The organism is Acinetobacter sp. CIP 51.11, assembly GCF_000369665.1.
Lineage (GTDB): Bacteria > Pseudomonadota > Gammaproteobacteria > Pseudomonadales > Moraxellaceae > Acinetobacter > Acinetobacter lwoffii_S.
The window spans coordinates 913,073-926,433 of sequence record NZ_KB850129.1 but is presented as its reverse complement, the minus strand read 5'-3'; the positions used below and the strand labels follow the sequence as shown (position 1 = coordinate 926,433).

Sequence of the window (13,361 nt, the reverse complement as noted above, 5' to 3'; positions counted from 1 at the left end):
AGTATGAACAAAATTTACCAGGTGCTTGGTGCAGGCATGTTCCTGATCATGAGCATGCACACGCAGGCAAATATAAAACAGAACATTGAAAAACAGGGCTTTGTGTTTGTAAAACAGATTCCGGCACCGCAAGGAATGACCGGCTGGGTAGGGCATGAAGACCAGTATTCCAATACGGTATTTATCTCCAACGATGACAAATATTATATCAAGGGCGAACTGTTTGATGCGCAAGGGAAAAGCCTGTCCAATGAGCAGATTGAAAAGCATATGAAAAAAGCGGTATTGGACGATGTCTGGAAAACCCTGGAAAAATCGACCTGGATCCAGGATGGAAAGCCAGATGCACCACGGGTGGTCTATGTGTTTTCCGATCCGAATTGCCCATATTGCTATAAATTCTGGCAAGCAGCTCGGCCTTGGGTCGAATCAGGCAAGGTACAACTGCGTCATATTCAGGTCGGTGTGATCCGTGAAGAAAGCCGTGGCCAGGTGGCCACATTGTTAATGTCGAAAGATCCAACGGCAGTTTTTAACGATTTGAACAAGAATATAGGCAAAAATAAACTGAAAGAAATGCGGAAGATTCCTGCTGAAATTGCTGCCAAAATTGACGCCAATCAGGCATTGATGGGGAAATACGGCTTTTTCTCCACACCGTCGATGGCCTGGAAAAACAATCAGGGTGAATTTAAATCGACTCAAGGCCTGGCGAGGGATGTCAAAGATATTTTTGAACAATAAGATTTTAACTATATGATAGAAAAAGTTATTTTTTACTTAAAACGTCTATACATGATTGAGAGTCCAGATTTACATTGATGGAAAGGCTAAGTATGAAGAGCAGATAAGATATGTCAAATTTGGATGATCCACGGGTACTGCTTGCTTTGGAACGAACCGCTCTGGCGTGGAACCGGAGTGGTTTGGCATTAATTGCTTTTGGTTTTGTGATTGAAAAATCCAACCTGCTAGTGCAACTGGTGGACCCAGACACTTATGCACAGAAAATAGTTTATTCACAATGGCTGGGAATTGCGGTGATTGTATTTGGTATGTGGGTGAATTTCGCCTCAATCCTGCAATATCGACGGGGGATGGCATCACTGCGATCGCCGGAATTTATTGAAGGTTATTCTTTTTGGTTGCATTAAGAGGAGGGCTAGGCGCAATACAGCTCGTACAGTTTTTGCATCAGGCTCAAGACCTTGGGATCACTCAGACGATAGAAAATCTGCTTGCCCTCACGTCGGGTGCCAACCATGTTGGCCTTACGCAATACAGTCAGCTGTTGTGAAAGTGTAGGTTGATGAATGTCAGTAGATTCTTCAATTTCCTGAACATTCATTTCCCCATCGACCAGGACACATAAGATTTTCAGACGATCAGGATTGGCCAAAACTTTTAGGCATTGGCTGACGAAATCGACTTGAGAAAAATCAATTTTGGCATTTTCAGCAATCATATCCATAAATGTCCTCACAACTTTTGATGTAGCCCGTGCAGTTTACATAATTTACCATAAAACTGCTTGATTAATATTTTTTATTATATAATATAAAAAAGTATATTGTATAGGGATTAATTCATCATGCATGACTTCCTCATCGCATTTATTGGCGGCTTAATGCTCGGGCTTTCTGTAGTTGGTTATCTTTACGTCAATGGCCGTATTGCAGGGATCAGTGGTTTGATTGGGCAGGTCTTAAACTCAAAAACCATGTTTAAAACGCCTGCAATCTGGTTTTTATTAGGCTTGGTCCTCACACCGTTTATTTATGGTCTGTTTGTACAACCTGAAATCGAATTGAATGCTAGCCCACTGATGATGATTGTGGCAGGTCTGCTGGTGGGCTTTGGGACACGTCTGGGTTCGGGCTGTACCAGTGGTCACGGAATTTGTGGCATCAGTCGCCTGTCTAAGCGTTCTATCATCGCGACCATGACTTTCATGTTTGCAGGTTTTGTCGCTGTTTATATTATCCGTCATATCACAGGAGCATTCTAAAATGAAAAATGTGTTTGCCTTTTTATTTGGTGCGCTGTTCTCTGTGGGATTGATGGTATCGGGCATGTCCAATCCGGAAAAAGTACTCGATTTCCTGGATCTGTTTGGCGACTGGGATGCCAGTCTGGCCTTTGTCATGATGGGCGCGATTGCGGTGGCCTTTATTCCCTTCCAGAAAGCATTACGTACGGCGCAACCAAAAACAGTATTTAATGAACCTATTGATTTACCTAGAAATAATCAGATAGATAAGAAACTGATTACGGGTGCGGTTTTGTTTGGTGCAGGTTGGGGTATTGCTGGTATCTGTCCGGCGCCAAGTTTCACTTTGATCGGTTTGGGCCACTATCAAGTGCTCTATTTTATTGTAGCAATGCTGGTGGGTGTATGGATTCACCGTAAATGGTCAGGAGCTTAACGATGTCAAACTTACCTATAGTAAAAGATTTTTTTCACGAAGATACCAATACCTTCAGTTATGTTGTACGTGATCCTGCGACCAAAGCCTGCGCCATTATTGATAGCGTTTTGGATTATGATCCGGCATCAGCAAGTACATCCACTATTCATGCCGATAAAATTATTGCCTATATTAAAGAGCAGGGTTTAACGGTCGAGTGGATTCTCGAAACCCATGTCCATGCTGACCATTTAACTGCAGCACAATATCTCAAAGCTGAGTTAGGTGGCAAGATCGCCATGAGCCAGAAAATTGGTATTGTTCAGGAAACTTTTGGCGCGATTTATCATCTGGATATTAAACAATGGAATGCTCAGCAGCTCTTTGATTATTTATTTAAAGATCATGAGTCGTTCCAAATCGGAACCTTGAAGGCTTATAACATTCCAACACCGGGACATACGCCTGCTTGTCTGAGTTATGTGATTGGTGATGCGGTTTTTGTGGGTGATACCCTGTTTATGCCAGATTATGGTACAGCACGTTGTGACTTCCCGCGAGGCAGCGCAGAACAGCTTTATGATTCGGTACAAAGCCTGTTTCAGTTGCCAGAAGATACGCGGGTCTTTTTATGTCATGACTATTTGCCTGAAACACGTGAATCCTATGTGTGTGAATCTGATATACAGACACAAAAGACACAGAATATTCATATTCATCAGGGAATCAGTAAAGCTGAATTTGCTCAGATGCGCAACCAGCGGGATTCAGGACTCAATATGCCTAAGCTGATTCTACCGGCAATTCAGATCAATATGAAAGCAGGGCAGTTTCCTGAGCCTGAAGCCAATGGTGTTTCTTACCTCAAGCTTCCTCTTAACTACTTCAAATAAGCTTGTGTCGTGATTCAACAAAAAGTTCAACTTTTATTGAATCATTTTTGTGGATAAGGGAGAGAGCGATGTGGGCATTAATACTGGAAGGATTGGCGATTGGTGGCTTGCTGGGTCTAACCGGTGCTGGTGGCGGAATTCTGGCTGTACCGGCACTGATGGCGAGTCAGGGTTGGACTGTGGCACAGGCTGCACCGGTAGGTTTGTTGGCAGTCACGCTGTCGGCCTTGGTCGGAACGTTCGAGGGTTTATTCAAGCGTATTGTGCGTTATCGCGCTGCGCTCTGGATCGCACTGATCAGTATTCCTACAGCGCGTTATGGCGTGCATCTGGCCGATATCGTTTCTCCGGTCTGGCTGACGCTGGCTTTCAGTCTGGTCATGCTGATCGTGGCTTATCGAATCTTCTTTAATAAAGTGACCGATCATGGCAATGCACCGTGCAAGGTCAATCAATCGACCGGTCGTCTGATCTGGAATGTCAAAACGGCCTCTTTCCTGGCAGGTATTGGTGTTGTGGCAGGTTTATTAACCGGTCTGCTTGGCGTGGGTGGGGGTTTTGTCATTGTTCCAGCCCTGCGTAAATTCACCGACCTTGATATGCGCAGTATCGTTGCGACTTCCCTGATGATTATTTTCCTGATTGGTGGGGTCAGTATTTCTGCACACGTGCTGGATGGCTTTCAATATCCTGTTTCGGTTACGCTGACCTTTGTCCTGGCCTGTATTGTCGGGATGTTAATTGGACGCAGTCTGATGCAGCGGATTGACAGTAACAAGGTACAGAAAATATTTGCCACTACCGTGGTTGGGGTGGCGATGTATTTAATCTATTCAGCGCTCATGGGCTAAAACAGCCGGTTGGGAACTTTAACTCAAGCGCTTTTAATCGACCTGAGCATCGTTTATACAAAATATAATTTTAATAGCCGAGGAAGAATGAAAATGATGAAAACTGCAGAGCAATTGATTCTGAATGCGAAAAGCCAGATTCAGGAAGTAAGTGTAGCTGAACTGTTTGAAGCGATGCAAAACCATAAAACCATTCTGATTGATGTTCGGGAACCGGATGAGTTTCAGGCGGCAGCCATAGACCGGGCGGTGAATTATCCGCGTGGTGTTTTGGAAATGAGAATTCACCAGCATCCTTTAGCCAGTCATCATTGCGATACCCAGCAGGCACTGGAACACCTTAAAGATCAGCCGATCTATTTGATCTGTGGTACGGGTGGACGTTCCGCATTGGCAACCGATACCTTACAAAACATGGGTTTTACCCAGGTCAAGTCAGTTCAGGGTGGTTATCAGGCCTGGCTAGAGCAGGGCTATCCGGTAGAAAAATAAGCCGTTGAATAGGTGAACAACCGTATTGTTGAATGTGAGAAGCAGTGATGAAATACAAAGAATTAACCCAGAACATTTCAGGCAGTTTAAGAACCTTAACTCAAGATTCACCTGATTTAATGAAAAGTTTCAATCAGTTGTCCCAGACCGCAATGCGTGATGGTGTGATTGATCCTAAAACCAAGGAGCTGATTGCCTTGGCGATTGGTGTCGCATCACGTTGTGATGGTTGTATCGGCTTTCATGTCAGAACCCTGGTCAAAATGGGCATGACCCTGCAGGAGCTGGAGGAAGTTCTGGGCGTTGCGGTATATATGGGCGGTGGACCTTCATTGATGTATGCCGCAAATGCACTGGATGCCTTTAAAGAATTTTCCGGCTGATTGGATAGTCAAGTAAATGGAGGGATGAAATGAGTCAGCACTGGAATGAATTGTATGCCCAGACGCAGGACCTGTACGGCACAGCAGCAAACCTGTTTATCCAGGAGGTTACGGAAAAAATCCGGATAGAAGGTAAAACACTGGCAATTGCTGAAGGAGAAGGAAGGAATATCCTGTACCTGGCTGAGCAGGCAAGACAGCATAATTATTCTTTTTCGGCAGAAGTCTGGGATTATTCCGATGTTGCCTTGAAGCATCTGTCTAGCAAGGCCGAAGCCACAGGGATAAAGCTCGAACTCAAAAATGTGGATTTAACAGCAGCGAAATGGCCGTCCGAGCGTTATCAAAACGTGATTTGTGTATTTGGTCATTTCGATACACAAACGCAAAAACAGATTTTAGCAGGCATAAGAGAATCTTTGCTAAACGGTGGATGGTTTATCGGTGAGCTGTATTCCAAGGAGCAGATCAACTACCAAACCGGGGGGCCTAAAAATATCGAATATTTATACGATCCTCGATCCATTCTGGACGTATTTGGGCAGGACCATCTCCATCATTTTTATGTGGGCGAACAAGAAAGGCATGAGGGAAAATTACATTGTGGTAAATGCCATGTTATTCAATTTGCGATACAAGTGAGGAAGTAGAGAATAAGTGAATTGTTAAATGTGAGAGGGCGTTCAAAAATTCTGTGTCAGCCAAATTGGCTAGAGTTTAATTATTATATCATCGAGCCTACCTTCAAGGCCCACAATACAGCAGTGGAGACTGGCAAAGATTCTGTCAGAAGCATAATTTGGTTCTGAGTATGAGTCGCAGAGGCAACTGTTGGGATAATGCTGTTGCTGAATCCTTTTATAGTAGTTTAAAGAAGGAAAGAATTAAAAAGAGGATTTATAAAACATGAGAAATGGCCCGTGCGGATGTGTTTGATTATATCGAGATATTTTACCATCGGTAGGCGTCATTCGCATCTCGATGGAATGAGTCCAGAAGCATTTGAGATAGCTTCAAAATGAAGCTACTTCATGTCTAGGATACTGGGAACAGTCCAAGCTATAGGATTACCCACAGTTTATTGTTCTAATTGATAATATCGTACAAGCTGATCTTTTATTTTAAATCCCTAAAACCACCTGATACGGTTTAAAACCCTCTAATACAGCCTCGGAAACTAATTGAATAAAAGCTTCAGTTTTCCCATAAGCCATCCACTGATCAAGCGCTTCATAGTAAGCTAAGCGATTTTCTACAGTAATCACACAAGGTGGATAACCAGCTTTAAGTAATTCTAGGTTCATTAAAAGACGTGATGTGCGACCATTGCCATCAATGAATGGATGAATGCCAACAAAATCAGCATGTACTTTGGCTGCACGTTCAATTGGATGGAGTTTATGTGCGTCGCTGTTATACCAATCGATCAGTTGAGCCATCTTGTCATTTAATAATGTGTAATCAGGCGGGGTAGACGTAGCACCGGATATCAGGACATTTTGCTGACGATAACGTCCAGCATTATCATCATCAATATTCTTTAAGATAAGCTGATGGATATTACGAATTTGCCATTCAGAAAAAGGCTCCTCTTTCCGAATGATATCTTCAACATAGTAAATTGCATTTCTATGGTTGATCGCTTCGAAGTGTTCTCTTAATGCCTTTCCACCAACAGTAATACCTTCCAGTACTACTTTTGTTTCTAGTAGGGTAAGTGTATTACCTTCAATTGCATTCGAATGATAGGTCCAACGGACAATAAGATCTTCTTGTAAGTTTTTGACAATTGACGGAGAGAGAGGGCGATGTTGATCTAATTTTTTCTTTAAATTATCAATAGTTTCAAACATAACCTTATCCTTCAATTTGTCTTAGTCGATAATACATGAAAAAAGGAATATCAGAAATGTAGTGATATATCATTACATTTTGTACTGATTATAAAAGTGGTAACTGGACGGCTTCCAGTATTCTAGACACAAGACAGCCTTATTTTGAAGATACATTATTGTTCATTTCACCCATACATCTATGGCATGTTGTAGATGACCAGTTTTGACATAAAGCATTGCGCCTGATGGACCAGCCTGAAATTTAGCAGCACTATTGATGGGAAGACGGACCCATGAACCTGCTAGATATATTTCAGCGCCACAAAATAATTGACCTTTGATAATTAGTAACTCAATCCCTTGTTCTGATTTCTCTACGAAAATTTGATCAGGTTTTAGCTTTTCTAAATAGGTCTGCTCATGTTCCGATTGAAATAACGGGCATATCATCCGATGTTCGGTAAGCTTCCAATTTGTTGGATCATTGGTATTAATTCGGGTGGGTTCTGTCTCATGTTCAGTCATTTGCATCAGTTTCACAAAGATTAAACAACCTGCTTTACTGGAAACCCGATGAGTTGAATGATGGGGGTTACGTAAATACCAGCCTGCTGGATAATCATCTTCAGCATTCTCGGTAAAAATGCCTGACAAGATGAGGACTTCTTCACCCAAAGGATGTTGATGTTCAGGAAAGGTAGATTCTGGTGCGTATTTCACAAGACTAGTTGCACGTGCTTTCTCATCGCCAATACGATCAAGCATCATTCTATCGACTTCACCTCCTGGAGATTTCACCCAATGGTAATCTTCTGGCTTGATGATGACGGGTTGTGAGAAGTCGGCATGAATAAACATAATGCTGTCCTGTAATGAAGAAACCTACGTATTTTAACGAGAATACATAGGTTTATTTTAAAAGAAATAGCGATTAGTTAGCTCACTGTTTCAGATTCAGAAAAGATAAACATGTTGATAGCAGATATCACTCACTAAGCTATGAAATATTAATATTTTAGAGTTTAATCAACTGTGCTTTGTTTTTACATCAATTAGGAATGGCATGAAATATCAACCGCCTTATACGATCACCTCTAAAATTATTCACTTGATTGCACAAATTAGTGAATCAATAGGGCAGTTTGACTGCATTAACCCCAACCCAAGATAGCCTTAAATTGCGAAAAGCCAATCGTATTCGAACGATTCAAGGGGCTTTAGCAATTGAAGGGAATAATACCTTGAGTACAGAGCAAATCACAGCGATCCTGAATGGCAAGCCCATTATCGCTACATCTAAAGAAGTTCAAGAGGTGCGTAATGCACTAAAAGCATATGAGGAAATTCAAGATTGGAATCCTGATCAAGAATCTCATTTGCTGAAAGCACATCAAATATTGATGACAGGACTGATTGATGAGGTTGGGCAGTATCGTCATGGTGGTGTTGGTGTGATGTCAGGGGATCGAGTCGGGCATATGGCTCCGCCTGCAAATCAAGTCCACCGTTTAATGGGAGAGCTATTGCAGTGGTTGGCTGAAGGCAATGAGCATCCACTAATTCAGAGTTCAGTATTTCATTATGAGTTTGAGTTTATATACCCATTTGCTGATGGCAATGGGCGTATGGGACGTTTATGGCAAACTTTAATCTTAAGCCAGTGGAATCCAATTTTTCTCAATATCCCTGTTGAAAGCTTGATTTATCAAAATTAAAAAGCTTATTACGATGCATTGCAAGCGAGCACAGATCACTCAGATTCTGCACCTTTTATTGAGTTTATTTTGCAGATGATTCTAGATGCAATACTCAGTTCTGATGCCAGCGATCAAGATACCGCTCAAGCTAGCGTACAAGTTAGCGATCAAGTTAAACGTCTCATCCAGAATATGGAGCAGAAGGAATATAGCCTAACTGAGTTGATGGCTCTATTAGACTTGTCCCACCGAGCAACATTATAAAAAAATTATTTGACTCTAGCATTAGAAGCCGGTGTGGTTGAACGCACCCTTCCTGATAAGCCTAAGAGTCCTAAGCAAAAATACAAATTAAAAATTTAGTCATAATAAGGTTGAAGGGATTATTAATATCACAAGGAGTGAAATGAAATGTTATAACGTTGCATTTATATTTCTTATAATGTTCTGCTATAATGTCGTACGCCATTTCAAATCCTGAATTTGAATAAGATTTTAAAGTTATTCAATGCACTAAATCTAAGTTGGGTCAAAATTGGGTCAATGAGTTTTTTTATTCAATAAAAGAGCTTTTAAATTAATAGGTTGGGTTTTGAGTTCAATTGACGCCACCTCCACCAAAATTCTTGTTATAAATCAGCCGCTTATTTAAGTGGCTTTTTTATTGCCTAAATTTTATAAGCAATTTAAAAGAGCAAATCAAAACTAGAACGAATACGCTCAATTAATAAATGTTTCGACTCTGACAAATGGGTATTTTTGCGGACCATCAATTGGGTCTGAGCCGTGTTGCACAGCTCGGAATCAATAGTTAAGGCAACGGCCTGACCTTCTTTAACCGCATCTGCGATATCTGCATAGCGCATGGCGGAAATCCCATGTCCAGCCACCACATAATTTTTTAAGGCATAAATAGAATTGGTGGTCAGACCAATATTCAGGTTCACTTGTAAGCGCACCATTTCACTGTCGAGTAGCTGACGGAAACCATGCCCTACGGGCATTAAGGCAAATTTATAGTCTGAAATTTCGGAAAGACAAATGCGATGCTTGAGCTTGGCAAGAGGATGACCGGCAGGAACAGCCAGAATAAAAGGTTCTGTTTTATGGGCAATGGTGCTGATGTCTGTATGAAATGGAGGATTATACGCTAGTCCAATATGCGCCAGGCTGTCCACAATATGTCGTACCACATGCTGGGCACTCATTAATTCTAACTGGATTTCAAGATTTGGATATTTATAATGCACATGTCGAAGTACATCATAAATCATATGTTGCATATAACTTTCGCTTGAAACAATATTCACTTTGCCAAGTTGAGAAGATTGCAGCTGAAATAAACTGTCAAATAATTCATTTTCACGATTTTTATTTTCCTTGAAATACTCAAGTACCGTATAGGCAGCTTCAGTCGGAATAATATGCCGTCCCTTACGTTTAAATAAGTTTATTTTTATTTCAGATTCAAAGAGTTGAATCTGTCGGCTCATGGCAGACTGTTCGATATTCAGGATGTCTGCTGCTTTACGCATCGAGCCAAACATCATCACCGTATAGAAATAACGCAAACGCTTTTCATTGATTCCGTTCAGTGGCGCAAGGAATTGCAAGTTTCTGTCCATAAAAACTCTGATGCTTTTAAAGCATCAGTATGCCGAATAAATTACATTGTTATCAAGTCAGGAGCATGCTTACATTGTTTTGAACAATAAGAAGATCTAGATAAAAAGGAGTTTTAGATGGATTTAATGACCTCCCATCAGCAACGGTTAGACCAGATTTACAAGAAAGTAAGCTGGCGACTACTGCCATTTTTATTGCTGTGTTATTTCTTTACTTATCTGGACCGGATCAATATCGGATTTGCCAAGTTGCAAATGCAACAGGAGCTGGGCTTTAACGATGCAATTTATGGCATGGCAGCCGGCATATTCTTTTTAGGTTATGTGCTGTTTGAAGTGCCGACCAACCTGTATTTTGAAAAAGTCGGCGCCAGAAAAACCATTACCCGTATCATGATTTTGTGGGGCCTGACCTCCATGTCGATGCTGTTTGTCACCACCCCACAAATGTTTTATATCTTGCGCTTTTTGTTGGGTGTATTCGAAGCCGGTTTTGCCCCGGGCATGATTTTCTATCTGACCTATTGGTATTCCGGTGCACGCATGGCACGTGTGATGGCGATTGTTATGCTGGCTGGGCCGCTCGCTGGCATGTTAGGTGCGCCGTTATCGACGCAAATTATGAGTACTTTCCATCAGATTTATAATCTTTCTGGCTGGCAATGGTTATTTTTATTAGAAGCTGTGCCAACCGTGCTATTGGGTTGCGTAGCGTACTTTTATTTAACCGATCATCCTTCACAAGCAAAATGGCTGTCTCAAGAGGACAAAGCCTTATTGGTGAAAGAAATTTCCCAACATCAGTCTGCCACTGGTCATAGTAATTTTAAAGCGGTATTAAAGGATCCCTGGATTTATTTCATGGCCTTGGCCTACTTCACCATTATCTGTGGGATCTATGCGATTGGCTTCTGGCTACCATCTTTACTGAAGTCGGGCGGTATCCAAAATTTGCAGATGATTGGTTGGCTGGTGGCGATTCCATATTTATGCGGTGCAATTTTCATGATCATTTTTGCCCGCAGCTCGGACAAATGGCAGGAACGGAAATGGCATTGTGTAGTGCCGACGGTATTGGCCGGAGTCAGCTTGATGTTGTCGGTGATGAGTGCGAATTTCCTGCTGTCCTTTATTGCGATCTGTACCGCAACGGCCTTTATGTTTAGTGCCTATACCATTTTCTGGTCAATTCCATCGAAATACTTAAGCGGTAGTGCGGCAGCAGGAGGAATTGCCCTGATTAACAGTATCGGATTACTCGGTGGTTTTGTCAGTCCAAATATTATGGGCATGGCGCAGTCAATGACCGGTTCCATGCTGGCAGGCTGGTTCACGATTGCTGTGATCATGATGCTCGGTGGCGCTTTCCTGATTTATGCCTTCAGACTGAAAAAGCAAGCTGCTCCTCAGCAAACAACACGCACCGCCTTAATCATCGATAAATAATCAATCATGCAGCATAGGAAGGATTCAGGATATGAAGAAAATCATCATTGCGGGCTTTCAACATGAAACCAATACCTTTGCCCCGACCAAAGCAAGCTACGCGGATTTTGTCCAGGGTGGGGGATTTCCGCCGCTTAGCCGCGGCGCAGATATCCTGAAATTTCGGGAACAGAACATTCCGATTGGCGGTTTTATTCAACAAGCGGAACAATTCGGGTATCAACTTTTACCGGTGATCTGGGCGGGCACTTCACCTTCAGCGCATGTAGAGCAGGACACTTACCAGCAGATCTGTGATGAAATTATTGCAAGCATCCAGCAGCATCCGGCAGATGCGGTGTATCTGGATCTGCATGGTGCTATGGTCAGTGAACAGGTGGATGATGGTGAAGGCGAATTGTTAAGACGGGTTCGTGAAGCAGTTGGGCCGGATATTCCGGTAATTGCCAGTCTGGATTTCCATGCCAATGTCACGCAAGCGATGTTTGCCCATAGTGATGTGCTGATTTGCTATCGGACCTATCCGCATGTAGATATGGCCCAAACCGGACAACGTTGCGCTCAAGTGTTGGATCAAATATTCCGGGGTAAAAAGCTGCATAAGCAAATGTATAAGCTGCCGTTTTTGATTGCGCTGAATGCACAATGTACCGAGCTGGAACCTACCCAGTCTTGTATGAATTTACTCGAACAGCTAGAACAAAATAATCCTGTCCAGATGAATTTCACGCCGGGTTTTCCGGCGGCAGATTTTGCCGAATGTGGTGGTTGTATCTGGGGCTATAGTGAAAATGCTGTGCAGTTAGATCAGGCCATGCAACGCTATATCGCCCATGTGCTGCAACAAGAAACGCATTGGAATATGGGTTTTTTATCACCCGATCATGCCGTGCTGCAGGCACTTCAACTTTATCAACAGCATCATTCGACCAGACCCGTGGTGATTGCAGATACTCAGGATAATCCGGGAGCCGGTGGTGATTCGAATACGACCGGGATGCTATCGGCGCTACATCGGCATCAGGTTAAAAATGCACTGATTGGGCTTATTGTTGATCCTGCGGTGGTGCAACAAGCCTATCAGCTTGAGCTTGGTCAGCATTTTTATGCGAAATTGGGCGGAACATCAGGTATTGCGGGGGATGCTCTATTTAGCGCTGAATTTAAAATCAAAGCCTATAGCGATGGGAAATTCAGCTATGGCGGGCCCATGATGCATGGCGTTGAGGCGGATATCGGCCCGAGTGTATTACTGGAAATAGATGGTATTGAAATTGCAGTCAGTTCCTACAAAGCCCAGTTGCTCGATCGTAATATGTTTAGAATTTTTGGTGTTGTGCCTCAAGATAAATCGATCATCGTGGTGAAAAGCTCGGTACATTTTCGTGCAGATTTTCAGGACATGGCTGCTGCCATTTTAGTCGCGAAAGCGCCTGGAGCCATGAAAGCAGACCCGAATGACCTGCCTTGGCAAAAGATTGATCCTGATAGACGGCTTGTGCCGATGGGCGAAAGTCTGGCGCAACGTGATCAGCCATTGCGTCGTACGGTCTAACATTTAACTAATATCCAATTAACACCCAAGCGATTGAACAGGCGAGCTCTATCATGATCTAGCCTGTTTTTTAATGAAAGCTCCCATTCCTTGAACTCAAGAGAAATTTAATACAATTTTCTGTTACCTGATCCCGTGTCTGGATCTGTTATTGATTAAATTCACTGACACCGACT

General features: G+C 42.6%; 15 protein-coding genes and 2 pseudogenes. 13 read left to right on the top strand and 4 right to left on the bottom strand.

Features of this window, described 5'->3' with window-relative positions; translation table 11 throughout:
- The first annotated feature begins 3 nt into the window (after positions 1 to 3).
- Entirely contained in the window at positions 4 to 744 is a 741-nt protein-coding gene (gene dsbG, locus F894_RS08175; protein WP_005247063.1) for a thiol:disulfide interchange protein DsbG, read from the top strand.
- 110 nt (positions 745 to 854) lie between these two features.
- On the top strand, positions 855 to 1,154 hold the full coding sequence (locus F894_RS08170) for a YidH family protein (protein ID WP_005247062.1): 300 nt from the start codon (positions 855 to 857) through the stop codon (positions 1,152 to 1,154).
- 8 nt (positions 1,155 to 1,162) lie between these two features.
- Here the strand turns inward: F894_RS08170 and F894_RS08165 are convergent, their stop codons facing one another.
- Positions 1,163 to 1,471 (bottom strand): ArsR/SmtB family transcription factor, encoded by a 309-nt coding sequence (locus F894_RS08165; protein ID WP_005247061.1) that lies wholly within the window; start codon positions 1,469 to 1,471, stop codon positions 1,163 to 1,165.
- Positions 1,472 to 1,591: 120 nt separating this feature from the next.
- On the opposite strand from F894_RS08165, the gene F894_RS08160 reads away from it, so the two are divergent.
- The 8 genes and pseudogenes from F894_RS08160 to F894_RS14925 form a co-directional block, all read left to right on the top strand.
- Entirely contained in the window at positions 1,592 to 2,008 is a 417-nt protein-coding gene (locus tag F894_RS08160; protein ID WP_005247059.1) for a YeeE/YedE family protein, read from the top strand.
- A gap of 1 nt (position 2,009) precedes the next feature.
- Entirely contained in the window at positions 2,010 to 2,426 is a 417-nt protein-coding gene (locus F894_RS08155) for a DUF6691 family protein (protein ID WP_005247058.1), read from the top strand.
- 2 nt (positions 2,427 to 2,428) lie between these two features.
- On the top strand, positions 2,429 to 3,301 hold the full coding sequence (locus tag F894_RS08150; RefSeq protein WP_005247056.1) for an MBL fold metallo-hydrolase: 873 nt from the start codon (positions 2,429 to 2,431) through the stop codon (positions 3,299 to 3,301).
- A gap of 68 nt (positions 3,302 to 3,369) precedes the next feature.
- Positions 3,370 to 4,152: a sulfite exporter TauE/SafE family protein gene (locus F894_RS08145; RefSeq protein ID WP_005247055.1), complete on the top strand. Its 783-nt coding sequence runs from the start codon at positions 3,370 to 3,372 to the stop codon at positions 4,150 to 4,152.
- A 96-nt stretch (positions 4,153 to 4,248) separates the two neighbouring features.
- Entirely contained in the window at positions 4,249 to 4,644 is a 396-nt protein-coding gene (locus F894_RS08140) for a rhodanese-like domain-containing protein (RefSeq protein WP_032051543.1), read from the top strand.
- A gap of 47 nt (positions 4,645 to 4,691) precedes the next feature.
- Positions 4,692 to 5,027 (top strand): carboxymuconolactone decarboxylase family protein, encoded by a 336-nt coding sequence (locus tag F894_RS08135; RefSeq protein ID WP_005247053.1) that lies wholly within the window; start codon positions 4,692 to 4,694, stop codon positions 5,025 to 5,027.
- 29 nt (positions 5,028 to 5,056) lie between these two features.
- The gene (locus F894_RS08130) at positions 5,057 to 5,677 is read left to right on the top strand and encodes a class I SAM-dependent methyltransferase (protein ID WP_005247052.1); all 621 of its coding nucleotides are present in this window, start codon (positions 5,057 to 5,059) and stop codon (positions 5,675 to 5,677) included.
- 95 nt (positions 5,678 to 5,772) lie between these two features.
- A pseudogene (locus tag F894_RS14925) lies at positions 5,773 to 6,049 on the top strand (IS3 family transposase); the annotation flags it as partial.
- 99 nt (positions 6,050 to 6,148) lie between these two features.
- On the opposite strand, the gene F894_RS08125 reads toward F894_RS14925, so the two are convergent.
- Positions 6,149 to 6,880 carry a Fic family protein gene (locus tag F894_RS08125; protein ID WP_005247051.1) on the bottom strand — a complete coding sequence of 244 codons (732 nt, stop codon included), beginning with the start codon at positions 6,878 to 6,880 and terminating at the stop codon, positions 6,149 to 6,151.
- A gap of 162 nt (positions 6,881 to 7,042) precedes the next feature.
- Entirely contained in the window at positions 7,043 to 7,720 is a 678-nt protein-coding gene (locus F894_RS08120; protein WP_005247050.1) for a cupin domain-containing protein, read from the bottom strand.
- 205 nt (positions 7,721 to 7,925) lie between these two features.
- Here F894_RS08120 and F894_RS08115 point away from each other — a divergent pair.
- Positions 7,926 to 8,922: pseudogene (locus tag F894_RS08115) on the top strand (Fic family protein).
- A gap of 323 nt (positions 8,923 to 9,245) precedes the next feature.
- Here the strand turns inward: F894_RS08115 and F894_RS08110 are convergent.
- Positions 9,246 to 10,184, bottom strand: a complete 939-nt coding sequence (locus F894_RS08110; RefSeq protein WP_005247046.1) for a LysR family transcriptional regulator — start codon at positions 10,182 to 10,184, stop codon at positions 9,246 to 9,248.
- A 117-nt stretch (positions 10,185 to 10,301) separates the two neighbouring features.
- Here F894_RS08110 and F894_RS08105 point away from each other — a divergent pair, with 117 nt between their 5' ends.
- Complete coding sequence (locus F894_RS08105) at positions 10,302 to 11,630, top strand: MFS transporter (protein ID WP_005247045.1); 1,329 nt, start codon at positions 10,302 to 10,304, stop codon at positions 11,628 to 11,630.
- A gap of 31 nt (positions 11,631 to 11,661) precedes the next feature.
- On the top strand, positions 11,662 to 13,185 hold the full coding sequence (locus F894_RS08100) for a M81 family metallopeptidase (RefSeq protein ID WP_005247044.1): 1,524 nt from the start codon (positions 11,662 to 11,664) through the stop codon (positions 13,183 to 13,185).
- The last annotated feature ends 176 nt before the right edge of the window (positions 13,186 to 13,361 follow it).

Coding starts and splice junctions, on each gene's coding strand:
- F894_RS08140 (WP_032051543.1), top strand. CDS start 4,249: ATGAAAACTGCAGAGCAATTGATTCTGAATGCGAAAAGCCAGATTCAG.
- F894_RS08165 (WP_005247061.1), bottom strand. CDS start 1,471: ATGGATATGATTGCTGAAAATGCCAAAATTGATTTTTCTCAAGTCGAT.
- F894_RS08125 (WP_005247051.1), bottom strand. CDS start 6,880: ATGTTTGAAACTATTGATAATTTAAAGAAAAAATTAGATCAACATCGC.
- F894_RS08135 (WP_005247053.1), top strand. CDS start 4,692: ATGAAATACAAAGAATTAACCCAGAACATTTCAGGCAGTTTAAGAACC.
- F894_RS08100 (WP_005247044.1), top strand. CDS start 11,662: ATGAAGAAAATCATCATTGCGGGCTTTCAACATGAAACCAATACCTTT.
- dsbG (WP_005247063.1), top strand. CDS start 4: ATGAACAAAATTTACCAGGTGCTTGGTGCAGGCATGTTCCTGATCATG.
- F894_RS08110 (WP_005247046.1), bottom strand. CDS start 10,184: ATGGACAGAAACTTGCAATTCCTTGCGCCACTGAACGGAATCAATGAA.
- F894_RS08145 (WP_005247055.1), top strand. CDS start 3,370: ATGTGGGCATTAATACTGGAAGGATTGGCGATTGGTGGCTTGCTGGGT.
- F894_RS08120 (WP_005247050.1), bottom strand. CDS start 7,720: ATGTTTATTCATGCCGACTTCTCACAACCCGTCATCATCAAGCCAGAA.
- F894_RS08105 (WP_005247045.1), top strand. CDS start 10,302: ATGGATTTAATGACCTCCCATCAGCAACGGTTAGACCAGATTTACAAG.
- F894_RS08155 (WP_005247058.1), top strand. CDS start 2,010: ATGAAAAATGTGTTTGCCTTTTTATTTGGTGCGCTGTTCTCTGTGGGA.
- F894_RS08160 (WP_005247059.1), top strand. CDS start 1,592: ATGCATGACTTCCTCATCGCATTTATTGGCGGCTTAATGCTCGGGCTT.
- F894_RS08150 (WP_005247056.1), top strand. CDS start 2,429: ATGTCAAACTTACCTATAGTAAAAGATTTTTTTCACGAAGATACCAAT.
- F894_RS08170 (WP_005247062.1), top strand. CDS start 855: ATGTCAAATTTGGATGATCCACGGGTACTGCTTGCTTTGGAACGAACC.
- F894_RS08130 (WP_005247052.1), top strand. CDS start 5,057: ATGAGTCAGCACTGGAATGAATTGTATGCCCAGACGCAGGACCTGTAC.